The 25,404-nt window shown below is 50.0% G+C and carries 23 protein-coding genes; 19 read left to right on the top strand and 4 right to left on the bottom strand.

Annotated features, from left to right (window positions below; genetic code table 11):
- The first annotated feature begins 6 nt into the window (after positions 1 to 6).
- The 8 genes from ACFQ03_RS18620 to ACFQ03_RS18585 all read left to right on the top strand — a co-directional run bounded on the left by ACFQ03_RS18620 (position 7) and on the right by ACFQ03_RS18585 (position 8,192).
- Positions 7 to 342: a DUF1292 domain-containing protein gene (locus ACFQ03_RS18620; protein WP_379290073.1), complete on the top strand. Its 336-nt coding sequence runs from the start codon at positions 7 to 9 to the stop codon at positions 340 to 342.
- Positions 342 to 644, top strand: a complete 303-nt coding sequence (locus ACFQ03_RS18615) for a DUF1292 domain-containing protein (RefSeq protein ID WP_379290071.1) — start codon at positions 342 to 344, stop codon at positions 642 to 644. Before ACFQ03_RS18620 ends, ACFQ03_RS18615 begins: the two co-directional genes overlap by 1 nt.
- A gap of 388 nt (positions 645 to 1,032) precedes the next feature.
- On the top strand, positions 1,033 to 2,061 hold the full coding sequence (gene mltG / locus ACFQ03_RS18610) for an endolytic transglycosylase MltG (protein ID WP_144933870.1): 1,029 nt from the start codon (positions 1,033 to 1,035) through the stop codon (positions 2,059 to 2,061).
- A 65-nt stretch (positions 2,062 to 2,126) separates the two neighbouring features.
- Positions 2,127 to 3,056 carry a peptidase U32 family protein gene (locus ACFQ03_RS18605; RefSeq protein WP_144933872.1) on the top strand — a complete coding sequence of 310 codons (930 nt, stop codon included), beginning with the start codon at positions 2,127 to 2,129 and terminating at the stop codon, positions 3,054 to 3,056.
- Between the two features lie 9 nt (positions 3,057 to 3,065).
- Positions 3,066 to 4,322 (top strand): peptidase U32 family protein, encoded by a 1,257-nt coding sequence (locus ACFQ03_RS18600; protein ID WP_144933874.1) that lies wholly within the window; start codon positions 3,066 to 3,068, stop codon positions 4,320 to 4,322.
- A gap of 79 nt (positions 4,323 to 4,401) precedes the next feature.
- Positions 4,402 to 6,510 carry a methyl-accepting chemotaxis protein gene (locus tag ACFQ03_RS18595; RefSeq protein ID WP_379290068.1) on the top strand — a complete coding sequence of 703 codons (2,109 nt, stop codon included), beginning with the start codon at positions 4,402 to 4,404 and terminating at the stop codon, positions 6,508 to 6,510.
- A 222-nt stretch (positions 6,511 to 6,732) separates the two neighbouring features.
- Positions 6,733 to 7,539 (top strand): sensor histidine kinase, encoded by an 807-nt coding sequence (locus ACFQ03_RS18590; RefSeq protein ID WP_191964284.1) that lies wholly within the window; start codon positions 6,733 to 6,735, stop codon positions 7,537 to 7,539.
- On the top strand, positions 7,536 to 8,192 hold the full coding sequence (locus tag ACFQ03_RS18585; RefSeq protein ID WP_144933878.1) for a response regulator: 657 nt from the start codon (positions 7,536 to 7,538) through the stop codon (positions 8,190 to 8,192). The genes ACFQ03_RS18590 and ACFQ03_RS18585 overlap by 4 nt, the downstream gene beginning before the upstream one ends.
- Before the next feature lie 49 nt (positions 8,193 to 8,241).
- Here the strand turns inward: ACFQ03_RS18585 and glpX are convergent, their stop codons facing one another.
- Positions 8,242 to 9,222 carry a class II fructose-bisphosphatase gene (glpX, locus tag ACFQ03_RS18580; RefSeq protein WP_144933880.1) on the bottom strand — a complete coding sequence of 327 codons (981 nt, stop codon included), beginning with the start codon at positions 9,220 to 9,222 and terminating at the stop codon, positions 8,242 to 8,244.
- 293 nt (positions 9,223 to 9,515) lie between these two features.
- On the opposite strand from glpX, the gene ACFQ03_RS18575 reads away from it, so the two are divergent.
- The 9 genes from ACFQ03_RS18575 (at position 9,516) to ACFQ03_RS18535 (ending at position 20,283) form a co-directional block, all read left to right on the top strand.
- Positions 9,516 to 10,172 (top strand): helix-turn-helix transcriptional regulator, encoded by a 657-nt coding sequence (locus ACFQ03_RS18575; protein WP_144933882.1) that lies wholly within the window; start codon positions 9,516 to 9,518, stop codon positions 10,170 to 10,172.
- A gap of 57 nt (positions 10,173 to 10,229) precedes the next feature.
- Positions 10,230 to 11,033 (top strand): pyruvate, water dikinase regulatory protein, encoded by an 804-nt coding sequence (locus ACFQ03_RS18570; protein ID WP_144933884.1) that lies wholly within the window; start codon positions 10,230 to 10,232, stop codon positions 11,031 to 11,033.
- Positions 11,034 to 11,736: 703 nt separating this feature from the next.
- Positions 11,737 to 12,612, top strand: a complete 876-nt coding sequence (locus tag ACFQ03_RS18565) for a helix-turn-helix transcriptional regulator (RefSeq protein ID WP_144933886.1) — start codon at positions 11,737 to 11,739, stop codon at positions 12,610 to 12,612.
- A 106-nt stretch (positions 12,613 to 12,718) separates the two neighbouring features.
- On the top strand, positions 12,719 to 13,996 hold the full coding sequence (locus tag ACFQ03_RS18560; RefSeq protein ID WP_150959173.1) for an ABC transporter substrate-binding protein: 1,278 nt from the start codon (positions 12,719 to 12,721) through the stop codon (positions 13,994 to 13,996).
- A gap of 79 nt (positions 13,997 to 14,075) precedes the next feature.
- Complete coding sequence (locus ACFQ03_RS18555) at positions 14,076 to 14,993, top strand: carbohydrate ABC transporter permease (protein ID WP_150959174.1); 918 nt, start codon at positions 14,076 to 14,078, stop codon at positions 14,991 to 14,993.
- Positions 14,993 to 15,811 (top strand): carbohydrate ABC transporter permease, encoded by an 819-nt coding sequence (locus ACFQ03_RS18550; RefSeq protein WP_144933892.1) that lies wholly within the window; start codon positions 14,993 to 14,995, stop codon positions 15,809 to 15,811. The genes ACFQ03_RS18555 and ACFQ03_RS18550 overlap by 1 nt, the downstream gene beginning before the upstream one ends.
- A 9-nt stretch (positions 15,812 to 15,820) precedes the next feature.
- Positions 15,821 to 18,322 (top strand): hypothetical protein, encoded by a 2,502-nt coding sequence (locus ACFQ03_RS18545; RefSeq protein WP_379290063.1) that lies wholly within the window; start codon positions 15,821 to 15,823, stop codon positions 18,320 to 18,322.
- 21 nt (positions 18,323 to 18,343) lie between these two features.
- On the top strand, positions 18,344 to 19,408 hold the full coding sequence (gene bglB, locus ACFQ03_RS18540; protein WP_379290061.1) for a beta-galactosidase BglB: 1,065 nt from the start codon (positions 18,344 to 18,346) through the stop codon (positions 19,406 to 19,408).
- Positions 19,409 to 19,455: 47 nt separating this feature from the next.
- On the top strand, positions 19,456 to 20,283 hold the full coding sequence (locus ACFQ03_RS18535) for a sugar phosphate isomerase/epimerase family protein (RefSeq protein ID WP_150959177.1): 828 nt from the start codon (positions 19,456 to 19,458) through the stop codon (positions 20,281 to 20,283).
- A gap of 194 nt (positions 20,284 to 20,477) precedes the next feature.
- Here ACFQ03_RS18535 and ACFQ03_RS18530 read toward each other — a convergent pair whose 3' ends face one another.
- The gene (locus ACFQ03_RS18530) at positions 20,478 to 21,329 is read right to left on the bottom strand and encodes a L,D-transpeptidase family protein (protein ID WP_379290059.1); all 852 of its coding nucleotides are present in this window, start codon (positions 21,327 to 21,329) and stop codon (positions 20,478 to 20,480) included.
- 19 nt (positions 21,330 to 21,348) lie between these two features.
- Positions 21,349 to 22,128, bottom strand: coding sequence for a polysaccharide deacetylase family protein (locus ACFQ03_RS18525; RefSeq protein WP_379290057.1), 780 nt, complete (start codon positions 22,126 to 22,128; stop codon positions 21,349 to 21,351).
- A 193-nt stretch (positions 22,129 to 22,321) separates the two neighbouring features.
- Between ACFQ03_RS18525 and ACFQ03_RS18520 the strand changes: the two genes are divergently transcribed.
- Both ACFQ03_RS18520 and ACFQ03_RS18515 read left to right on the top strand, forming a co-directional pair.
- Positions 22,322 to 23,476, top strand: coding sequence for a hypothetical protein (locus ACFQ03_RS18520; protein ID WP_379290055.1), 1,155 nt, complete (start codon positions 22,322 to 22,324; stop codon positions 23,474 to 23,476).
- Positions 23,477 to 23,481: 5 nt separating this feature from the next.
- Positions 23,482 to 24,282, top strand: coding sequence for a divergent polysaccharide deacetylase family protein (locus ACFQ03_RS18515; protein ID WP_379290053.1), 801 nt, complete (start codon positions 23,482 to 23,484; stop codon positions 24,280 to 24,282).
- 40 nt (positions 24,283 to 24,322) lie between these two features.
- Here ACFQ03_RS18515 and ACFQ03_RS18510 read toward each other — a convergent pair whose 3' ends face one another.
- Positions 24,323 to 25,333, bottom strand: coding sequence for a LacI family DNA-binding transcriptional regulator (locus tag ACFQ03_RS18510; protein WP_379290051.1), 1,011 nt, complete (start codon positions 25,331 to 25,333; stop codon positions 24,323 to 24,325).
- Between the last annotated feature and the right edge of the window lie 71 nt (positions 25,334 to 25,404).

Here is a 25,404-nt window from a genome sequence, read left to right as displayed (position 1 = left end):
TGTACAATGGCGAACGATGAGATGCATTTGGACGAACCGGAAATCATCTACATTCCAGATGAAGAAGGAAACGAGGAAGAATTTGAGGTCATCATGAAATTTGAAGTCGACGGCTCGGACAAAAAGTATATGATGGTCGTTCCCGTGGAAGCCGATGACGATGAGACCGATGAGGTGTATGCTTTCCGTTATGAGGAAGACGGTGACGATTTGAAGCTGTATACGATCGACGATGAAGAAGAGTGGAACATCGTTGAAGAGACCTTCAATACACTCATGGATGAGATGGAAGACGACGATGAAGACGATGATGATGGCGATAAAGAGGCCAATGATCGGTAATGCCAATCTACCAATTGAAAGACGCTAAGCCCATTGATGTATTGAAGACAACCTTCGGTGATGAAGTGGTGTTGGAGGATGAGGAATCCTCGCGTACTTACGTGCTTCTCGCTGAATTTTCTCTCGGGCCGAATGAATATGCTGTCCTGGCGCCGGCCGAACCGCAGAAGGATGAGGCGGAATCGGTGTTTCGTATTACCCGTAATGCTGCAGGAGCCCCTGAATTGGAAACGATTCTGGATGATGAAGAATGGGAAACCGTATCCGAAATCTATGATGAAATGACTGCAGACTTCGACTAGCGGGCGGGTAGAACATTTTTTTAGAATATGCTAGGATAAAAAGGGCGGCGGAAGCCGCTCTTTTTCTGATTTATAAGTTCCGGGGCTCCCCGCAAAGTACTGTATAAACCTTAATCGAAGCAAAGTCAGGAAGAGCGACCGCGTTTAGAGGAAGGTTTAGACGCCGACTCCGTTGGAGTGCGGACGGAATACGCTTCGAAGGCATACGTCACTTTGTGGGGTTATTTAATGATGCATTTATGGGGGATCTGCAAACGATTTATGGTCCTCTGAACAAAATGCTATGGATTTTATTTTGACGGATTATGGGAGGGTTTTAGTGAACGATCAATTAAAGAACGATAGAAATCATGGTGCCGCTCTCGGCAAAAAAAGGCGTTGGCCTGCAGTGCTTCTTATTTTCTTCTTGCTGCTGGCCGTCCTGGTTACTTTGATTGCCCTATATATTGTCAATGGCATGAAGCCGACAGCCTCCAACGGCGAAACCGCGCGCGTTACTATCCAGCCGGGATCGGGCTCCAAGCAAATTGCCGAAATGCTGGAGCAGGAGGGAATCATACGGAATCAGTGGGTATTTATAGGTTATTTGAGATATAAGAAGGAAGGGCTGCGGTTCCAGGCCGGAGAATATGAAATGAGTCCCGGGATGACCTTCGATCAGATTATCGCGAAGTTAAATTCGGGGGATATCGTTAAGGAAGAGATGATGCGTTTTACCATTCCGGAGGGCTTCACCATTCGACAAATCGCGGAGCGATTGAGTGAGCAAGGTTTTGTTGATGCGGAGGAATTTATTCAAATCGCGCAGGATCCGTCCGCAGTCCAATCCCCTTGGCTCGATTCGCTTCCCGAAGATCCAAATGTGAAGTATCGGCTGGAAGGATATTTGTTCCCCGAAACCTATGAGCTTAAGCTGGACAGCACCCCCAAGGATATTATTGTACGTATGGTAGACGAATGGAACCGGAAGCTGGCTAAGCTGCCTCCTGATTGGCAGAACGTCATGAAGGAACGCGGATTATCCTTCCATCAATTGCTTACTCTCGCGTCGCTAATCGAACGGGAGGTAGCCGTGGAGGACGAGCGTCCTTTGGTGGCCGGAGTCATTTATAATCGGATTCAGCAAGGGATGAAGCTGCAAATCGACGCTACGGTCCAGTACGCGCTGGACAAGCCTAAAGAAAGGCTGTACTACAAGGATTTAGAGGTGGACAGTCCCTATAATACCTATGAGAATGCAGGATTGCCGCCTGGGCCGATCGCCAGCCCCAGCTTGTCTTCTATTGAAGCTGCGCTGTATCCGCAGGAAACGAAGTACTTGTACTATGTGACTAAAAAGGATGGCTCCCAGCGCCATCTGTTCGCCGAAACCTATTCCGAGCATTTGAAGAATAAGGAAGAGAGCGAGAAGCAGTAATTCTTGAACAATAAGTTGAAGCCAGGAAGATGGCTAATTCGTTGGAACGGCAGGAGGGAAAGACAATGACCAAACCGGAGCTGCTGGTTACGGCAGGAACACTGGAGGAAATGGAGAGATTGATCGATGCAGGGGCCGACGCGGTGCAGCTTGGCGAGCAGAGATACGGAATGCGGCTGCCGGGAGACTTCGATCTTCCGATGCTGGAGCAAGCTGTCCGATTGGCCCATTCCAAGCAAGCCAAGGTCTATGTGGTGGCCAACAACATAATGAACAATGACGTATTGCCGGAATTGCCGGCCTACGTTAAGGAAGTCGCCCGGATCGGAGCGGACGCTCTAGTATTCGGAGATCCGGCCGTCTTGATGGCTCTGAAGCAGGCCGGTGTCGAAATGCCCCTGCACTGGAATCCGGAAATGACGGCGACCAACTATGTGACGGCCAACTATTGGGCGGGCAAAGGGGCTACCCGTGTCATTCTTGCCCGGGAGTTGAATCTGGAGGAAGTTTTGGCGGTCAAGCAAAATGTGAAGATGGAGGTTCAGGTTCAGGTTCACGGGATGACGAACATTTTCCATTCGAAGCGGGAAATGGTCTCCAATTACCGGAAGCATCAGGGGCTGGCTCCAAATCCGTCTGACCACGGCAAGGATCAGGGATTATTCCTTATCGAGGTGGAACGGCAGGAGGAGAAATACCCCGTGTATGAGGATTGCAACGGTACCCACATTATGAGCTCCGATGACATCTGTATGCTGGAGGATTTACACGAGCTTCTGGCTGCCGGCATCGATAGCTTCAAGATAGAAGGCTTGCTCAAGCCTCTGGAATATAACGTAACGGCCGTTAGAGCCTACCGGCAGGCGATTGATGCTTATGCGGCTGATCCGTCCGCTTATGAATTTAATCCGGAGTGGCTGGAAGCGATAGAGAAGATTCAGCCGGCCGGCAGGGAGCTTTCTTTCGGATTTTTCTACAAAGAACAGGTTTATTGAGGTGATATGATGTCAGTGCAATTGGAAACGTCTGAAGGACAAAAGCGGACGCTTGCCCGACCGGAGCTGCTGGCGCCGGCAGGCAATTTGGAGAAGCTGAAATTTGCGGTTCATTACGGTGCGGATGCGGTTTATATAGGCGGACAGAAATACGGGCTTCGTTCGAATGCGGACAATTTTACATTCGAGGAAATGCGGGAAGGCGTCCAGTTTGCCTCCCGCTACGGGGCCAAAGTGTTCGTGGCTACGAATATTTATGCCCATAATGAGGACTTGGAGGGACTGGAGGATTATTTGCGGACTCTCCAAGACATAGGTATTGCCGCCATTATTGTCGCTGATCCGGCAATTATCGAAACTTGCCGCCGGGTGGCGCCGAAGCTGGAAATTCATCTGAGCACACAGCAGTCGACCATGAACTGGCAGGCGGTACAATTTTGGAAGGACAACGGGGTCGACCGGGTTGTTCTGGCGCGGGAAGTCAGCATGGCCGAAATTAAAGAAATCAAAAAACAGGTGGACATCGAAATTGAAACCTTCATCCACGGGGCCATGTGCAGCTCTTATTCCGGCCGCTGTGTGCTGTCCAACCATTTTACCGACCGGGATTCGAACCGCGGGGGCTGCTGCCAATCCTGCCGCTGGAAATACGATTTGTTTGTAGGCAGCGAGGACTCCCCTTTATTTGAACCGGAGGATGACAAATTTACAATGGGGTCCAAGGATCTGTGCATGCTTGAATATATTCCCGAGATGATCGAGTCCGGGGTGGAGAGCTTCAAGATCGAAGGAAGAATGAAGAGCATCCATTACGTAGCTACCGTTGTGAACGTTTATCGCCAGGCGATAGACAGCTATCTGGCGGATCCCGAGCGGTATGAGCTTAAGCAGGAATGGCTGGATGAAATTCACAAGGCCGCGAACCGGCCGTTGAATACGGGATTTTTCTTCGATGCCCCGGATCATGAGGATCATATTTTCGGGCCTGAAGAGAAGCTGATTCCATATGAATTCGCCGGCATGGTTATGGAATATGATGAGAGCACCGGTATGGCCGTAATCCAGCAAAGGAATCATTTCAAGCCGGGGCAGGAGGTTGAATTCTTCGGCCCGAACGGCACGGCTTTCAAGCAAATCATCGGCGAGATTTGGGACGAGGAAGGTCAACCGCTGACTGCGGCCCGGCATCCTTTGCAGATTGTAAAGCTTAAAGTGGACAGCCCGGTTCAACCTTTGGATATGATGCGGAAAAAAATGGACGGTTAATTTTTAAAAAAGACTAAAAAAAATGGGTCGAAATGCCGAGAAAATAGTCATCAAGACTTAAATAGGATGGTGGCTGTCTTTGAAACTTTCGAAAAACCCATTTAAGAAGCTGTTTTCACGCAACCAAAGACCTATTTCTCAAGATGGTCGCTCTTTTTCCTGGAAAAATATAAAGCTGAAAAGCCCGGGCAAATCCGTAGGAATGAAGCTGTTTCTCATTTTCTTCTTCAGCATTCTGGTGCCGGTAGTGTCACTAGGTATATTTTCCTATAACTTGTCCAAAGACATTATCGAGAACAAAGTGTCCCAGGCAAGCGAGCAGACCGTTGAGCAGGCGACGGATAAGCTGGATCTGATCTTTCAGAATATTATGGATGTGACGACCCAGCTTTTTGCCGACAGTGAATTTTTGAGAAATTTGCAGATGATCAACGTTCAATCCACTGAAGACTACACCACTTATGATTTAATCAACAAGATTCAGCAGCGCTTGAATACGCTTATCAATTCCAACAACATGATGTACGGAATTTATTTGATTCCGACGGGAGAAGGCCGGATGCTGGGCAGCGGGTCCCTCAGCACAATTAACAGGGCCGAAATCGTAAATGAAGAATGGTTTAAGGAAACGATCGAAGGCGGCGGAGTTCCCGTATGGCTGCCCACCAAGAGATACGGATATGTAGGCGGGGATACCGTCTTCGGCATATCGAGGCTGCTCTCCAAAGAATACGTCATTCTCGCTGAAATCCGTGTCAACGTACTGAACTCCGGCATAGCGAACATTGCAACTGCCGGAGGGGAAGCGGTTATCGTGGATAACCAGAACCGGTTGGTCAGCGTCGAGGATATTGATCAAATCGGAGAGGTATTCGAGATTGATACGACGGACAACAACTCGGCATATGCAAGCTCCGTGTCCAAGAAAGAGGTTTATAACGGGGAAGAGCATTTAATCGTCTATAAGAAGATGAATGCTACCGGCTGGGCTGTTGTTACCAACTCCCCGTTGGCCGGGCTGGTCAAAGACACGAACCAAATATCGAACATTACTCTAATTATGGTCATCGTTTCGGTAGTGGTTGCTGTCCTGATCGGAATGTATGTCGTTCGGATGATCGGCAAACCTCTGTCTCATCTGCGGGATCTCATGAGTCAAGGGGCACAAGGGAACTTGACTGTGAGAATCAAGCATTCCGGTAAAGACGAGATCGGCGAGGTTTCGACAAGCTTCAACCAAATGATGGAGCAGATTACTCGTCTTGTTCAACAGACGAACCAGTCTGCCGCCGATGTATTGGATACGGCCCGCGTCCTTCTCCATTCCTCGAAGCAGACAGCGACCTCCGCAAGAGAGATCGCTATCGCAACGGAGGAAATTGCTAACGGTGCTTCGAGCCTGGCCATGGAAGCGGAGAAGGGGAACGGTCTTACTCAGGAGATCGGCATTCAGATGAAGCAAGTGGTGGCCGCCAATGTCGAGATGGGATCTGCTGCGGCTGAGGTTCATCAGGCAAGCGAGCAGGGAACGGCTTACATGGGTGAACTGACCAACAAGACGAACCTTACGGAGAAGATGACCCGCTCCATGGTCGAGAAGGTGGACAAGCTTAAGGAAAGCACCAGCTCCATTCGAAAAATATTGGATGTGCTTCAGAACTTGACGAGACAGACCAACATTCTCTCGTTGAACGCTACGATTGAAGCGGCACGGGCCGGCGCGGCAGGCAAAGGATTCATGGTTGTCGCCGACGAAATCCGCAAGCTGGCGGATCAGTCCAAGCAGTCTATTGAAGTCGTAGGAGAGATTACGGAGAAAATCCAAGGCGAAATAGATGAAACGGTGTCTGTTCTGTCCGAGGCTTATCCGGTGTTCCAGGAGCAGATAGAATCGGTTAAAGATGCGGAGCTGATCTTCCAGAAGGTGCAGGAGCAGATGGGAGCATTCGTGGAGCAATTATCCGCAGTAACCGACTCCATCCAGACGCTGGAGGAATCACAGGTTGTTCTGCATGAAGCTATGACGAATGTCAGCGCCGTTTCCGAAGAATCCTCCGCTACTTCTGAAGAAGTGGCATCTCTAAGCAATGAACAGCTTAATGTCAGCGATGAGCTGGTCAAGCTCTCTGAAAAGCTTGAAGAGCTGTCTAACTCGTTGAAAGATTCGCTGTCTAAGTTTACAATATAAAAGTAGGAAGAACTTCCTGTTCCTTATCCAAGGAGCAGGTTTTTTTCTACGGGCATATCCGCTGACCGGGAGCGGAAGCATTGGTTCAAATATATAGAAAGGTATAAGTTTCGCCTTATTACCTGTTCTTATATTTCATCGGTTAACGCGCCTGTCCAAAGGTCGGCGACAGCCGTTTCCTTGGGGCAGTCAAAGAACATCAAAGGAAGTGTGGATCACAAAGTGAAGTATCCCGTTTATAAATGGTTTACCATTCTGCTGCCGACTCTGATTATCGGAGGATTCGAATTTATCCGCCACGAATTCCTGCTGGATGTTCTTACGATGGAAGCCGGTAACGTTTATATTACCGTCATGACTCTGATTCTGTTCTATCTGTTCGCGACCTGGATGTTCCGGCATATTGAAATGACGAACAAGAGACTGGCGGAAGAACAGGCGAAACGGGCCGTCTACGAAGAAAGAGAACGGCTGGCTACGGAGCTGCACGATAATATCGCGCAAACGTTATTTTTTCTCAACGTAAAGCTGCAGAAGGGCCAGCTTGAGGAAGCGCGGTCCATGATTTCCGGGATTAATAATGATTTGCGTCAGGCGATCTTTAATCTGCGGTCTTTGCCGGAAGAAGGGGTTATCTTCGAAGATCGGGTAGAGAAATGGCTCGATGAATGGAGTATGGTGACCGGGGTGGAGGTTCGCTTGAAAATGGAGCTAAACGGCCATCGGTTTACTTCCGCTGAAGAGGTTTTGTTATTTGGAATAATCCAGGAAGCGTTTACGAATATCCGCAAGCATGCGCGGGCCAGCCTCGCTGAAGCGCAGTTGGTCGTACAAAAAGAAGGCTGGGTGCTTAAAATTGCGGATGATGGAATCGGCATTATGCCGAATAATGATCAGGATAGAAGATATGGACTCTCGATGATCAAGCAGCGCGCGGAACAATTAGGAGCCGTTCTTCATATCGGCAACGGAGCGAAAGCAGGGACGGAGCTAACCGTAGCCTGCAAGAAAGGAGGCCACCTGCAGTGAATAAATATCGGGTGCTCATAGCGGATGATCATCCGTTAGCGAGGCAGGCGGTAAGAACTTTGCTGGAGGATGATCCGGCATTCGACATCGTAGGTGAGGCAACCAACGGAATCGAGGCCGTGGAAGCTTGCGAACGGCTCCGGCCGAACGTGGTGCTTATGGACATCCATATGCCGGAGATGAACGGTCTAGAGGCGACTCGGAGAATTAAGGCGCAGGATCCTGCCATTAAAATTGTTATCCTGAGCGTATCCGACGCCGCCGCAGACTTGTTCACGGCCATACAGTTCGGGGCCCAGGGATATTTATTGAAAAATATGGACCCGGGGGATTGGGCCGATTATTTGCATGCTTTGCTGGAGGAGGATACCGAAACCGCCCGCCGAATGGCTGATAGATTATATTATCAATTTAAGGCGGTGAAACCGTCTCAAGGCCCTCCGCCGAGCCTGTTAACCCCAAGGGAGAAGGAAATTCTCGCTTACATTGCCGAAGGCGACACGAACAAGCAAATCGCCGACAAACTGGTGATTGCCGAGAACACGGTTAAGAATCATGTGAAGAATGTGCTGGAGAAGCTCAGTCTGGACAACCGCGTTCAGTTGGCCGCCTACGCCGTCAGCCACCGGATTTCCCGTTCGGGTGATGAATAAGTTGACCTCCGTAAGCTGACGGCAGCGAGGCGGTCATTGACCGGCCTCCTTATTCCTCCTGTTCCACTGCATGGATAAACGGTTTATTCGGTAAATAGTGCAGCGTCTTGATAAATCGTATGGTTCTCGTCTTTACCCTCATAACAATGGAATGCGTCTCTGCGCGCTGTCCGGGCAAATAGGATACCCCGCCCAGAAATTCGCCGGGAGTAATCCCCGTGGCAGCGAAGATAACGTCTTCCTCGCCAATCATATCCTTCATGGTCAGGATTTGGACGGGATCCTTCAGCCCCATTTGAATGCAGCGCTCATATTCCTGCTCTCCGGAAGGCTTCAGCCTTCCCTGCAGCTCACCCCCCAGGCAGCTTAACGCAGCGGCGGCAAGCACTCCTTCAGGGGCGCCGCCCGATCCGAGATACAGATCGATACCGGATTCCGGGAAGGCGGGAGCCATCGCTCCGGCAACATCGCCGTCGCTCAGGCATTTAATTCTTACTCCTACCTGGCGCAGCGTGTTCATAATTTCCTGATGGCGGGGTCGGTCAAGAATCATTACGGTCAAATCGGACAGCGGCTTGTTCAGTGTTGAGGAAGCGGTGCGCAGAGTGGCCTCGATAGGGTCATCGAGACTTACCTTACCGGCAAGCGCAGGCCCTACCGCAAGCTTGTCCATGTACATATCGGGAGCATGCAGCAGATTGCCCTTCCCTGCAACAGCAATGACGGCAAGCGCATTGTTCAGGCCTTTCGCCACCAGCTCCGTTCCTTCTAACGGATCGACGGCGACGTCCACCTCCGGTCCTTGAAGATTACCGACACGTTCTCCAATATAAAGCATTGGCGCCTCATCCATTTCCCCTTCGCCGATGACGACCGTCCCCCGTATGGAAACCGAGTCGAGCATCGTTCTCATCGCTTCGGTGGCTGCGGCGTCTGCGTTTATTTTATCTCCACGTCCCATCCAGCGGGCAGATGCCAGCGCGGCCAGTTCCGTTACCCTCACGATTTCCAATGCCAATTCTCTCTCCATCGTTCTCTCTCCCTTGTTGTCAATTATGTAATGCATCATAAATAATTTTATGATATATCATATATATGTGCAATTATTTTATTTTGCTTTATTAAATTACGAATTAGGATGGCTTTTATCCGGTCCATTGGTTTCGTATGGCTGAAGGAAATAGGTGAATTACCAATAATGACAAGGGAGAAAAAATAATTGACCGGAGTTTACTTTGTTCACGACAAACGATATATTTAGTTTATTGGCAGCAATATGACGTTATAATAGGGATTGTTAAAGGAAATCATTCGCAGGGAAACCTGCTTAGATGTCAGGAGGGAGCCGTCATCGAATTATCTACCCGACAGTTGGAGATCGTGGAGCTGGTCCGGCGGCATGCACCGATTACAGGCGAGCAGATCGCCGAGGCGCTTGGTTTGAGCAGACCGACCATCCGCTCTGATCTGTCGCTGCTCGTCATGCTTGGATATTTGGATGCCAAGCCTAAGGTCGGTTATTTTCTCGGGACATTCGCCGCGGAAACGTCGCGAACTTATGCCCGCACTCTGGGATTGAAAGTAAGAGATGTTCAGGCGGTGGCGGTCGTTGTGCAGCATACCAGTACGGTTCAGGATGCGGTGGTCACTCTGTTTACAGAGGACGTAGGCGGGCTTGCCGTACTGGATGACAACGGCCGGCTGGCCGGGGTTGTTTCCAGGAAAGATCTGCTCAAGGTGACTCTCGGCAATGCGGCCGCCGCTTCTATGCCCATCAGCCTTGTTATGACAAGGGAACCGAATATCGTCACCGTTACTCCGGAAGATACGGTGCTGGATGCGGCCCGCAAGCTGATTTCTCATGAGGTGGACATGCTGCCGGTCGTGTCCGAGGAAGAGCATCCGGATGGTAAGGAAGTTGTGGGCCGGATTACGAAAACGACCATAACTAAAGTATTCATGGGGATGGCGGGAGAGTAGAACCATTCAATTACGGACAATGGTACGGACCAGGTCCGCGGCAGGGAGGAAATATCATTGAACGAGAGTAAAAGCTACACAGTCTATATTTGCTCCGATTCCGTCGGCGAGACGGCCGAAGCGGTTGCGAGGGCCACGATTCGGCAGTTTGACTCGCAATCTGTACGACTTCGCAGGTTCGGCCATATTCAGACTGAGGATGAGATTAGGGCGGTAATGGAGGAAGCGGCGAGCACAGGCGGTTTCGTGGTCTACACGCTGGTACAGCCGGAATTAAGAGAGATGCTGCGGGCCGAGGCGATTCGTCTCGGAATAAGAGCCGTTGACATTATGGGGCCTATGATGCAGGCGTATATCGATACGTTCAACGGTTCGCCCAAGCGCAAGCCCGGTTTGCTGCATGAAATGAACGACGATTATTTCCGTTACATTGAAGCGATCGAATTTTCCGTACGATGTGACGATGGCAAGGACACGCATTCATTAACCCATGCGGATGTGGTGCTGATCGGAGTGTCCCGGACTTCCAAAACTCCGCTCAGCATCTTCCTGGCATACAAGGGCTACAAAACGGCGAATATTCCGCTCGTCCCGGAAATCAAGCCGCCGAGGGAGCTCTATCATGTCAACCGGAAGAAAATCATCGGATTGACTATGGAGCCGGAGCATCTGCTGAAAATCCGCACGGAAAGGCTGCAAGCCGTCGGGCTTCCCTTTGGAGCCAAGTATGCCTCTATGGAAAGAATCTGGGATGAACTGGAGCACGCGGCCCGCGTGATGGAACAACTGGGCTGTCCCGTTATCGATGTGACGGCCAAAGCCATTGAAGAGACAGCCGGTTTGATAATGAAGCGCTTTTGAGGTTTTAATGGAATGGAAGGGGAGGCCCGGGTCTTGTTGACCTTAGAGGCAGCCCTTTTTTCATAAACTGAGGCTTCGGGGATTCCATCGCTTCTCCGGGATACGGAAAGAATGCCCAGTTTGCTTTGCGCTTCTGACTGTTATCCCCTTTGCTCAGAAATGTCCCCGTAACCCGGGTTCCATCCGACTGACTTCATCCATCTGTATTGTTTCAAACCGTGAATAAGCCCGGCGCTTCTTCTTGAACACACCTGACTGAAGGGGATAGTGCCCGGAAGGGAGCTGCGAGAGGGATTACGGCCCACAACGTGAAAGATCCTGAACGAAAGGGATAATGGTCGGTATCTATTTTTTCAGGGAAATTATCTCTTAGGGATAACAAGATAGGTTTTATGTCATCAAGATAAGGGACTAAACTGATATTGTGTTGACGGAAGCAAAATTTGGTTAAAAAAATCTGGGTACTTTTACCTTGAAAAGGCGTACTTTGTGAAAAGTTGAACGTTTTCATAGAAAAAATAGGAATAAAGTGGTGCTTTTGTAGTCTTTTTAGCCAGAGAGAGGGAAAGCAAGATATGTTAACAGTTCAACAAGAAATGAAAATTATTTGCTTTTAACGTATGTTAAGATTTGATTGTCGAAAGCGTTCACAAATAAATGGGCGGGCTTCCGGTTAACCTATGTTGTGAAGGAGGGACGGATCTTGAAAAGCTACACCCACTTACCTACCAACCGGGCGCTTTCCAAAGACAAAATTTATATCCGCAACCGCGAATCGGGCATTCAAACGTCCTGGCCGCTGCACTCTCATGAAGGCTATGAAATCTATTATTTTATTGAGGGAGTGGCCAGCTATATTATTGGGGACAATATTTTTCAACTGCTGCCGGGAGATATGCTGATTTTTGAAGGGCAGACTCTCCATCGCGTCAATCCGGATACTGAAGTGCCGTATGTTCGCAGCTACATCAACTTTTTGCCGTCCTATCTCGAATCGTTGGTGCCTGCGGACCTTCTTGATAAATTGTTAACCCCTTTCAATAATGTCAACGGCAAGTTGATTCGCTGGGGGGCGGAAGAGAAGGAAGAGATTGAGTCTATTTTTACCCAAATCGTTTGGGAAAGGGAGAAGGAGAAGACCGGGCATCGGTTCATGGTCCAGGCCTATCTGGCCCAATTGCTGACGCATATTTACCGCAAATCCAGAGAGATGGACCCGGCCCTCGTCGTTCCTAATGCTACGCAGAAGGAAATGTACGTGCATCGGATCCTCCGTTTCATCAACGATCATTATCAGGAAAATCTGTCACTGGATCAGATTGCCGGCTCCCTGCACCTGAACAAATATTATATGTGCCACTGCTTCAAGGAAGTGACCGGTTATACGATCAATGTCTATCTCTCCAAGAGAAGACTGGATGAAGCCAAGAAAATGCTGAGGACGACCGATCTGCCTATCGGACAAATATCCGACCAGATCGGATTCAACAGCCCGATCCATTTCAGCAGGCTGTTCAAGCAGCATTTGGGCGTCAGTCCTCAAGCGTACCGGAATATGAATACGAATCCCGATTATTAAATTATTATCCCGTTAATGCCGATTCATTACGGTGTAAGCCACAGCCGTTCTTTGGTCGGAATGGCTGGTCTTAAATAATTATTATTTTAAAAAGGGAGTTGTCATGATGAGAAAAACATGGAAACAAGCTGCAGTCCTTCTTATGTCTGTCATTCTCGCGTTTTCTCTTGCGGCATGCGGCGGCGGGTCTAAAGAAGATTCTACCGGAGGCGGCAAGAAAGTTTCCCTTGATTTCGTTTGGTTTACGGACGGAGTAGAGGGAGAGGTCATGAAAGGGCTGATTAAAGAGTACGAGGCGCAGAACGAAAACGTTAAAATCAATTTGATCGAAGTAGCCTATAAAGATTTGGGAACCAAGCTGAAAACGATGATTTCCGGCGGTAAACCACCCGCATTAAGCCGTGTATCGGATACCGGAATGTTTGCCAACCAGGCTCTGGATTTAACGGAATATCTCGGAACAGCGGATGAGTTTTCTTCCCAGTTTATCGATTCCATCAAGCCGTATTACATTGTCGATAACAAAGTCATCGCTGCACCGATGGATGTGACGGCGAACGGAATGATCTATAACAAGACGCTGTTTGACAAAGCGGGTGTTCAGGTGCCGTCTTCCCCGGATGATGTATGGACCTGGGATGAATTCGCAGAAGCTCTTAAGCAAGTCCAGGAAAAAGGCGGAGCGAAATACGGAATGGTCGTTGACGTAACTCCGCATCGCTGGTCCACCATGCTGTATCAATTTGGCGGCAGCGTGTTCAATGAAGACGGTACCAAGACGCTTATTAATGATGAGAATGCCGTCAAAACTTTGGAATACTTTAAAAAGCTTCACGCGGACGGAATCATGCCGGATTCGGTATGGATCGGCGGCGAAAATCCGAACAACCTGTTCCGCACAGGCCAGGTAGGGGTTCATCTGGCTGGAAACTGGATGCTGAGCAACTATAAGGATATTAATAATTTCGAATGGGGCGTCACCTATATGCCCAAACAAGAAATACGATCTTCGGTTCCCGGCGGTAAATACTTGATGGCATTCCAAAATTCCGGAGTGGAGAAAGAAGCGGCAGAATTCATCAAGTTTCTGACCTCCAAGGATATCAACAGCAAGTACAATCAGGAATCTCTGTTCATCAGCCCGCGCAAAGACAGTGCGAAGCTGGATTATGAATTCGGCAAGGAATTCTTCGAGATCTTCTCCGAAGAATTGGCGGCTACCACTCCCAAAGCGGCTAATGACTGGTCCAGACAAGATGTCATCACGAAGTTTACGGACGATTTGAAAACCAATATCATCGAGTCGTTAACCGGCAAGCTTACTCCTCAGGAGGCGTTGGACAAAGTAGCCGAGAAAGCTGCGAAAGCTATCGAAGGGAAGTAAGCGGTATAAGGAAAACATAGAGTGGCTGCACTGGAGGCAGCCTCTCCTGTTTTATCCCATTAGGAAAGGAGCTTGAGCTATGGCGGATAGCATCACCGGCGGCTCTAACGAATACAGAGCGCCTAAAAACCCAAAGTGGAAAAAAACGATCGCTCCCTATTTGTTTGTCCTGCCGAACTTAGTGATATTTACAGTGTTCATCGTCGTTCCTGCCTTATTCGGGCTTATTTATTCGTTTACCGATTACGACGGGATTAACAAGATGAACTTCATCGGACTGGAAAACTATATTTATATTTTCCAGGATTCCGAATTTTGGTCGGCTCTTCGCCGGACTGCGGTCTATGCCGTTTTTGTCGTGCCTTTGCTGTTTGCGGCCGCACTAGGAATCGCCATTCTGCTTATTCAGCAGGTGAAGGGAAAGGGAATTTTCCGTGCGATTATTTATTGGCCGACGATGATTTCCTTCATTATTGTCGGTCTCACCTGGAAATGGATTCTCGGCGGCAGTTTCGGGATTGCGAACTATGTCCTCGAATCGATGGGAATGTCGCCTATCGGCTGGCTGACCGATCCTTTCTATGCGAATGCATCGGTTATCGTGGCCACGCTGTGGTCCAGAGTAGGATTTTTCATGGTTATCTTCATTGCGGGTCTTCAAAGCATTCCGCAGGATTACTATGAAGCGGCCAAGATGGACGGAGCGGGCAAAATTCGTTCCTTCCTCAGCATTACTATGCCGCTGCTGAAGCCGACGAGCCTGCTTGTTCTGATGCTGTCCCTGATTGATGCGTTCAAGGCTTATCCGCTTATGTTCGCGCTTACCGGCGGCGGACCGGGACGCGAAACGACTTATGTCGTTCAGCATATCTACCAAACCGGATTTACGGCCCAGGAGCTTGGCTTGGCCAGTGCCATGTCGGTCGTGCTGTTTATCATTATCGCTATTTTCACAGTGTTTCAGTTTAAACTCGGGAAAGGAGGGGCGATCGACTGATGAAAGGGGCAAACAAAGCATTCGTTTACACTGCGCTCATCATCATTTCCCTGCTGTTTCTGTTTCCTGTCCTGTGGGTGGTGCTGTCTTCATTTAAGAACAATAACGACTTATACGCCTGGCCGCCTCAAATCTTTCCCAGCGTGTTTACTCTGGAGAACTACAAGGCAGCCTTCGATAAGGGAAATTTCGGCGTTTATTTCATGAACTCGGCTTTTGTCACCGTCGTTTCCACCGTTTTGCTGCTGCTGGTTAACTCCATGGCCGGATTCGCTCTGGCCAAGTATAGATTTAAAGGGGATACGCTGATTCTGGTCGGTTTTATCTCTACGCTGATGATTCCGCTCGAGGTCATCATGATTCCGATCTTCTCGGTCATCAGTAAGCTGGGATTGTACAACTCCTTATGGGGAATTATTATTCCTCCGGCGGCTACGCCTACAGGGGTGTTCCTCATCCGTCAGTATCTGCTGTCCGTGCCTAATGATCTGCTTGAAGCGGCAAGAATGGACGGAGCCTCGGAGTGGAAAATTTACCGGAGCATTATCCTACCTATTGCCAAACCGATTCTCGCTGTGTTGACGATCTTCTCCTTCATGTGGAGATGGGATGATTTCTTATGGCCGTTAATCGTTATCAGCGATCCGAAGAAATACACTATCCAGCTGGCGCTGTCCAACTTTATCGGTGAATATAACGTAGACTGGAGCAGCCTGCTGGCGATGTCTGTCATTACAATGATTCCGGTGCTGATCGTTTTCCTTATTTTCCAGAAGCAATTAGTGCAGGGAATCGTCACTACAGGAATGAAAGGTTGATTAAAGGTTATGGAGAATGAAGCCCGCTATAAGCCTCTTCGCCTTAAGCATCAAAGCATCAATCGATGGCGGATCGGCCAGACAATAGAGCAAAGAGTTCGTTTTGAACCGATGACGATGGATGGAGATATTAATGCTTGGCTGCTGGAGGGGTTTGCGATCCATGAAAATCCCTGCAGGAAAGAATTCGTAACCAAGCGGAGAGAAAATACTCCCGAACCGCCCGGCAGAATGGAAGGGGGCGCGGGTACCGGCGGCGGTGCAGATTCGGAGCCATCGGAGCTGTACTTCCCTTGGGGCAATCCCAGGGTGGAAAGATCCGGTTTCTGGATGGTGCCTACTCATCTGTCCACGTACGCCGTGACGCAGATTCACTCTCCACGCGCCCATAAATCGAAGCTGAAGCTGATTACTTGTGGTTCTATCACTTTGTGGATAAACGGCAAGCTGGTGGACGATTTCACTCCGTTTACCCGAAATCATGAGGCGGAGAAAGAAATCGAAGTCGAGTGGATGGAAGGAATCCATACAGTGGCGGTTTGTTTCGAAGATTTGGCCGAAAGAGACACGCAGTATTACTTCCGGCTCGATTACATGGGGACAGAGGACATAGATATCGTTCTTCCTCTCGGCGGCGATGTGAAGGAGGAAGAGGTACGGCAGCTGGAGAACGCTTTGTCTGAAGCTTATTTCTCGAGAGATACGGTTTTCTCGGGTCCGGTTGTGCTGAATATCCGAAACCCGCTTAATCGGGAAATTCCGTTCCGGCTCCGGTTCGGCAGCGACATCTTCGGGGATCTGCAGAGCAAGGATGCGGTTCTGCCGGCCCGGGCGGAAGCGATGGAATTGGGCCAGGCGGAAGATTTCGGGATGGGCTATAAATATATCGAGCTGTCTGCCCGCATCGGCTCTCTGTCCATTAAGAAACGGTTAGGGGTGCAAATTTATCCGGAGTCCGCTCTGGAATTTATGACGGAAGGCGATATTCGCGCACGTAAGGATGCCGCTCTGAAGACCATTGCCCAATATGGCGAACCGAATATTCATACGGCGCTGGCCTTGCTCAAGACAGACGGGTCGGTGGAAGCGGCGGAAGCGATGATTCGTGTAGGAATGGAAGGCATTAATTCCCGTGCAGACTGCAGTGACTTCTTCCTGGTTTCGTTATTCCGTATTTGGCAGGATTACAGGGACAGCGGCTTGTTCTCCGAAGCATTCTGGGAAGAGATGCGGGAATGCATTCTGAATTTCCGCTACTGGATGGATGAGCCCGGGGATGATGTGATGTGGTTCTTCAGCGAGAACCATGCCCTGTTATTCCATACTTGTGAACTTCTGGCAGGACAATTATTTCCTGAGGGGCATTTTACGAACAGCGGGGAAACGGGGGCACAGCATCAGGCAAAAGCGGAAAGCAGGCTTAAGGAATGGTTCGAGCGGTTTATGGCTGAAGGGTTGGCGGAATGGAATTCGAGCGCCTATTTTCCTATCGACGCGGTGGGCTTCATCCAATTGCATGATTTGGCACAGTCTTCGGAAATTCGCCGGATGGCGAAGGAGGCTCTGGACCTGCTCTATTATTACATGACACTCAATTCGCATCGCGGGGTGCTGGCTTCTACTTATGGCAGAAGCTACGAGAAGGAATTGAAGGGTCACTATATTGTAGGAACCTCATCCATGTGCTGGATCGGTTATGGAATCGGGTATTTGAACAATTACTCATTCAGCAACGTTTCCCTGTGTCTGTCCGAATATGCTCCCCCGGAGGCCTACCGGAAATATTTAACCCTGGGTAAGGACGAGCGCTTTATCTTCCGCTTTGAACAGGGGATCGGAGGATACGCCAAGCTGTATAACTATAAAACCGGTCGATACAGCTTGTCCTCCATAGCCGATTTTAAACCGGGTCAGCCAGGCTATCAGGAGCACGTCATGCACTTGACTTTCGGACCTGAAGCTAATCTGTGGGTGAATCATCCCGGAGAATTGGCCGTTCACGGATCAGGCCGGCCGAGCAATTGGGCAGGCAACGGCTATTTGCCGAAGGCGGGACAGTATAAGGGACTGGGCATTCTTCTGTATCAAATTAATCCGAAGCATGACGTTCACTTCACTCATGCTTATTTTCCGACCGGTATTTTCGATGAATATGCGGAAAGAAACGGATGGTATTTTGCTAGAAGTGGAGACAGCTATGCGGCCATCTATGCGGCTAATGGCCTGAGGCTTCAGCAGCATGGTCCGGACCGGGGCAAGGAGCTGCTCTCCGACGGCTTGAATAATGCCTGGATTATCCGGGTGTCCGATCAGGACGAGAGCGGCAGCTTCGAGCAGTTTATTGAGCGTATCGCCGGCATCGCGATAACTGCGGAGGGCGGACAGCATCTGGCGCTTAACGACCCCGACTATGGAAAAGTCGAACTGCAATGGGATCGTCCGATTATAGTCAATGGCGAGGAACAGCTTATCGAAGGGTTTGGAATACAAGGAAAGCTGGAGTATTTGTGATCGGTTAGGGGAGGGAGAGTAATGACTGTGAATAGAGAGCAAGTAATGGCAGCCATTCACAAGGTTTCGGAAGCCATGAAAACTATGAAAAACGACAGCATGGAAGAGCAGTATCCTATCGGACTGATCGATATTCATTTATGGGAATGGCCTCAGGGCGTGGGACTTTACGGCATGTATCAATACTACGAGGAAACGAAGGACGAAGCCACCTTTCAATTTCTGGCGGACTGGTACCGCGCTCGGATCCGGGAAGGATTGCCGGAGAAGAATGTCAATACCTGCTCGCCGTTAATTACGTTGATTTCGATATGCGAGCAGACAGGGGATCCTCAATTTGAGGCGGTGTGCGATGAATGGAGCCGCTGGATTATGGACGGGCTGATCCGGACCGGAGACGGGGCGTTCCAGCATATGATTACGGGTGATCCCAACGACGGGCAGATTCTGATCGACACCCTTTTTATGACCGTGCTGTTCCTGGCGAAGGCGGGCGTTTATTTCAAGCGCCCCGAATATGTGGAGGAAGCCAAGAGGCAGTTCCTGATTCATATCAAATATTTGTACGACAAAACTACAGGCTTGTTCTATCACGGCTGGGATTTCAACGGCAAACATAATTACGGGGCGGTCCGCTGGGGCAGAGGCAATGGCTGGTACACCTGCGGGGTAGTCGATTTCATCGATATGATCGGACTGGAAGGCGGAATCAAGGATTATTTGCTTGATACGATGCGTGCCCAGGTAGCCGCGCTGATCCGGCTTCAGGATGAGTCCGGATTGTGGCCGACGGTTCTGGACGATCCGTCCTCTTATTTGGAAACCTCCTGCACAGCCGCGTTCGGCTATGGCATTTTGAAGGGAGTCCGCAAAGGATATTTGGATTCGTCCTGCTTGTCCAGCGGCATCCGGGCGCTCGAAGCGGTAATGGGACAGATTGACGCTAACGGTGTCGTCGGGCAGGTTTCGTATGGAACTCCTGTCGGCAACGACGTGCAATTTTACAAGGATATTCCGATCAGTCCCATGACTTATGGACAGGCTCTTTCGCTGCTCATTCTGATGGAAGGCTTGAAGCTATCCTGATCCAAATGGTAAACATGATTCGTAAAATATGGAAGGAGCATATCAGCATGATTACGCTAACCGGCTTTGCCGATGAAATTTCTGCAGATCTAAAAGAACAACTGGATTGCCTTCAATCCGAAGGAATCCGTTATCTTGAATTTCGCGGGGTATGGAATAAAAACGTCCTCGATTTGACGGACGAGGAATTGGCTCAAGTTAAGGAAATGCTGGATGAACGGGGAGTACAAATTTCCGCTATCGGCTCCCCGATCGGCAAAATTAAAATTACCGATCCTTTCGAGCCTCATATTGAGAAGTTTCATAGGGCGGTGCAGGCTGCCAAGTACTTTGGCACCCGCTATATCCGAATCTTCTCCTTCTTTATACCGGAGAACGAAGACCCATCCGTGTACCGTGACGAAGTGATGAGAAGACTGAAGGAATTGGTCAAAATAGCCGAGGAAGCGGACGTTATTCTGCTTCACGAGAATGAAAAAGAAATATACGGCGACAACACGGAAAGATGTCTGGATATTCTCACGACCTGCAGCTCCAGTCATTTGCGCGCCGCTTTTGATCCGGCCAACTTCGTACAATGCGGTGTCAAGCCTTTCGATCAAGCTTACGGTCCGCTCAGACCTCATGTGGAATATGTTCACATTAAAGATGCGCTTTTTGCCGACGGCTCAGTAACTGTGGCCGGACAAGGGGATGGCCAGGTTCCGGAGGTGTTGGCGGCTTTGAAGGAATCGGGATACACGGGCTTCATGTCTCTGGAGCCTCATCTGCAGGCAGCGGGAACGTTCCAAGGCTTTAGCGGCCCGGATTTGTTCAAGGAAGCTACCGGCGGACTGAAGAAGCTGCTTTCCGATTTGAACTGGTCCTGGAATTAACGAAAATTTGCTGGTTTTATGGCATTGTTAACGTTTGCAATCGCTGATACGATCCGGTCATCTGCCATGCATTGCTAAGCACGCCGGAGATGCGCGCGTTAAGAATTGTCCCTGATCCGCAGGCTGCGCTATTGATCGGAAAGGTCCAGTCCGGCAGCACAGCATGAAACGGCCTCCATTTTGGGGGCCGTTCGTTATTCCACCAGTCCCATAGCCATATAATCATGCTGGTTGACCACCCCGTCGACCGGAAGGCCATGCGCCTTTTCATAGGCCTTCATAGCCTGTTCCGTAGAGGCCCGGAATTTGCCGTCGCAAGGCCCCTCATAATAGCCTGCACTGCGAAGCCGGCTCTGAATGAGCTGCACATCGGCTCCGCTATCGCCTCTGGCAAGATCCCGCGGGTTGCGGTGAGGTTCACCGAGCGCATGCCCAAGGATGGAGACGGTAGTTCCCACCTTCACCCATTCAAACAGCTCCTCCACCTGGTGGTTTCTCATGCGAATGCAGCCGTGGCTGGCATCCTGTCCAATGGAGGAAGGCCGATTCGTTCCATGGATTCCATAAATGCCCCAAGGCACGTTCAGACCGATCCAGCGGGTGCCGAAGCCCGAGCCCCAATGGGTATATTTGTTAATGACCTTCCAGTCTCCAGCTGGTGTAGGAGTTTGAGGTTTCCCCAGAGCGATCTTGTATTTTTTGTACAGCTTGCCGTCAATCATAACTCTTAATTCGTTACGCAAAGGCAGAATTTCAATCGTTACCTCGCCCGGCGGGTGAGGACTTGGTTTTCCCCCTTGAGCATCGTTCTGAACGATAGCTTGTTCCATGGATCCAATAACTGTCGAGCCCATCCATTCCAGGGAAGAGCAATTCTCCAAGGATTGAGCAGATTCCCGGACTATCCCCCGTTCCCTATCCGGATGCATCCAAACCAAAGCTGTTTTCCGCTCCAAGGGGCCGTCAACATCAGGCAATGACATAGAGGAAAAGGAGAAGGTTTCACACAGCAAGCCGGCGGCTAGAAGCAGCATAATCGGGTTCATGATTCACCTCTGACGACCGTCAAGAATGAACGGATGATTCCATTTTATTAAAGGGAAGCAGTTCGGAGACGGTAACAAAGCGGAAGCCCCGCTGCTTGAGTTCGGGCAGGATTTGCTTTAGAGCCTCAACGGTCTGCGGATTATTCTCCACATGGTCGTGAAACAGTACGATGTCACCATTCCTTGCATTATCGAGTACTTTACGGACGATTTTATCTACCCCAGGAGAACGCCAATCCTTCGTATCCTGATGCCATGACCAGAGTACGGTTAAATAGCCTGCTTCCTTTGAGGCCTCCACTATATTCTCACTATAAAATCCGCCAGGAGGCCGAAATAATCTCGGTTTGTGCCGGGTGAGCGAAGTGATTAGCTGCTCATTTTTCAAGATTTCCTGACGAATCTGTTCGATCGGGGTGCTCTGTTTGAAATACGGGTGATTATAAGTATGGTTGGCCAATTCATGTCCCTCATTCGCTTCCCTGCGGACAAGATCCGGGTACTTCTCCATGCGTTTGCCTACCACGAAAAAGGTCGCCTTGGCGTCATATTGCTTGAGCAAGTCGAGAATTTGCGGGGTTTGTGCCGCATTCGGGCCGTCATCGAAGGTGAGGGCGATGACTTTCTCATCGGTATTGATCTCCCATACGATCTCCCCCCGGGCTTCATAGTATTCCCGGCCTTTATCGTTGCTTCCGCCTTGCTTCTGAGCTGTAACGAACGAAGGGAAAGGAAAGGCGGCCAACACCATGGCGAGCGGCATCAATAGGAGAATTTTTCTAAATATAATGGATCGCATAGCTTCCTCCGGTAGTCTTTAATCTGTTCACAGGTTGTCCAGCCCTTCTCCATTCCATTCCGGGCATGGCTGGGTATGAAGCATAGTATTACCAAGTCCGCTTCCGATAATTTATCCGGCAGAATGTTCATATTAAAAAGCAAATATTATGGCATGGTCATATGAGATCAATGCCCCTTAAAGGTGATACGCAATGAGAATCAGATCTTGGATAGGGTTGCTTCTAATAGCCGTAATATGCACCGGATTGGAGCCGCCAGCTGCTGCCCGGGGACGCCCGGCAGATTCGGCCTTCCTAACGGTCAAGAGCTCTCCCTCCGCTTCATACGAAACGACTGGGGAACTGCCCTTCAAAGGGTTAAAGAAAGCCATTGCCGAAGCCGATCGTGTCCATGCAGGAGCTCTGCCTTATACGGACCGTTATCTGACTATAAGAAGCGGGGGGCAATCTTCGGTGTGGCAGGTAGGGAGAGACGGGAGGTTGTATAATGCGGAATCCGGGGAACGGCTGCAGTTGGCCGGAGAATGGACAGATAAGTTAAAGCAGTATGCCGACGAAATGAGCAGGAAGCATTACGGGGAGCTTGTAGACTGGACGGAGGCCCGTCAAGCGATTTCCGTTAAAAGCACAGTGACGTTGATCGATTTGGAGACAGGTCTGTCGTTCCGGGCACAGCGCAGAGCGGGGCGGCATCATGCCGATGCGCAGCCGGTTACGAAGGAAGATACGAAGGTGATGAAGCAAATTTATAATGATAAATGGAGCTGGAAAAGAAGGGCGGTTCTGATTCGCCATGGAGACAGGCTGTACGCGGCCTCTATGCATGGAATGCCGCATGGGGGAGACGGGATTCCGGATAACGGCTTCTCCGGGCATTTTTGCATTCATTTTCGGAACAGTACCACCCACGGCTCCAAAGCTAGAGACCCTGAGCATCAATTAATGGTTCATAAAGCCTCGGGCCGCCTGGAAGAGTATGTGCGAAGCCTGGGCCCGCAGGAGTTAGCAGATGCCTTCATCGCGGCCGTCCACCTCCAGCAGCATCACATGCTCGGATTATTTTTCAAATCTTCCCGTTCCCCGGAATATGTCCGTCTTATGGAAGAGGTACGTCCGCTGATCTCACTCCGTCCGATCCAACAAAAAAAGGAGATCAGTCAGGAAGCAACGGGATGGGCCGCGGAAATTCCGGCAGAGGTACAAATCGAGAGAGCAGGGCGGAAAGCGGTCCGGCACAAGCTGCTCTTTAGAATGCATAGGGATGCCGCTGGAAGCTGGGTTTTAGCCGAAGTGGAAGGACTTGCGGACGGCAATCCGAATAGGAAATCCAACGAAATAGGAGAGTGATCCTGGTGAAGCGATGGCTGTTCATATTCATATTACAGGCAATTTTGCTCCCGGCTCTGATCCTTGGACCCGACATTGCTTACGCCAAGCCCGATAAGATGAGGCCCAACATGAGATCGGCGGCCGTAGTCATTGACGATTTTGGCAATAACATGAAGGGAACCGACGAAATGATTAATCTTCCTTTTAAAATAACCGTAGCGGTCATGCCTTTTTTGCCCTCGACCAAGCAGGATGCGGAGAAGGCATATAAGGCTGGACATGATGTCATCGTCCATCTTCCGATGGAGCCCATATCGGGGAAGAAGAGCTGGCTTGGCCCGGGGGCCATCACTACCGATTTGACGGATGAGGAAATTTACCGCAGAGTCCATGCCGCCATTGATGATGTTCCGCATGCCATCGGCTTGAACAATCACATGGGCTCCAAAGCGACATCGGACCCGCGAGTAATGAAGGCTGTTCTGGAAGCATGCCGGGAAAGGGGACTCTTCTTCATCGACAGCCATACCCATTACCGCAGCGTTATTGCCCAAGTGGCCGAAGAGGTTGGAATCCCTTGTCTGGTAAATCATCTATTTCTGGATGACGTTAAGTCCAAGAAGCATATGACCAGGCAGTTATCTTATATGAAGGTGCATCTGGATGACCATACGCCTTGTATAGCGATAGGCCATGTGGGAGCCGGGGGCAAGCTGATGGCAGAGGTTCTGGAGGAAGTTATTCCTAGCATGAACAAGAAATTTAACTTTGTCGGAGTATCCGATCTGTTGGCCGAAATGTACCCTATGGTTTCCGATCGTTAACTAAAGCTCCCCGCAGCGGCAGGGGAGCTTTACTGCTGAATTAGGCCAACGGGCAGGTAGACTTCCGGATGTTTAAAGTGCCCGGCAGGACAATTTCCTGAGCCTGCATTCCGGCGGGCTCCTTAACCTGCTGGAACAGCAGCTCCACCGCCATGCCGCCCATTATTTTGGCCGGTTGGATTATGGAGGTGAAGTAATCGACGTATTCTGCCGGCAGCGGGGAATATACATCGTCGAAAGTAACCAGATTTATGTCCTCGGGAATTTGTAAACGATACTCGGCAATCACCTGGACAGCGGTTAACAAATCCGCCGCCTGGGCAATAAAGACGGCCGTCGGCCTGTGCTCCTGATCCAACAGCTTCCGCATCGCCTGCTCCATCGATATTCCGTCTCTGTCGAGATCGATCAGCCGCTCCGGACCGGCCTCTATTCCTCTTTCCAGCAAGGCAATCTGGAATCCGCGGATCCGGTCCTTATAGGTGGAGAAACGCGACGGCGTCACCATGGCGATGTTGGAATGCCCGAGGGAAAACAAGTAATTCGTCAGATTCATCGCCCCGGACAGATTATCGCCGCGAACCAGATGCAGATGTTCTCCTTCCACCCTCTGGTCCACCAATACGCAAGGGATTCCGCTCTGCTTAAGCTGAAGAAGGTGATCGCTCGATTCGTTCTTGCTCAGCAGGATGATCCCCTCGACATCGCGGGCCATCATTTGGCTGACCACCGCTTTTTCTTTATTCGGGCCGCTGGAGTTTCCAACAAGAACCATGTAATCCTTCTCGAAGGCTTTCTCCTCCACTCCCAACAGAATATCCATTCCGAAGGAATTGGCCGCAATGCTGCTCGTAAGAGGCAGCACCAATCCGATCATCATCGTCCCTTCATGGGACCGTTTCATCTCATTGGCGTTCAGATTCAGCTTTCGCATCGCTTCCCAAACGCTTTGTCTGGCGGCAGCGGAGACATTCTCATGATTATTGATGACCCGGGAAACCGTTGCTTTCGATACACGGGCCAAATCCGCAACTTCTTGAAGCTTCGACATTGCCGGTCTCCTCTCTGAAACGTTGCAATTTGATTCTAATCATAACTTAGGATTGTTTTTATTGTCAAAAG

Source organism: Paenibacillus residui, assembly GCF_042677205.1.
GTDB lineage: Bacteria > Bacillota > Bacilli > Paenibacillales > NBRC-103111 > Paenibacillus_L > Paenibacillus_L residui.
Note: the sequence above shows the minus strand (reverse complement) of the source record. Positions and strands in the feature narration are given on the sequence as shown.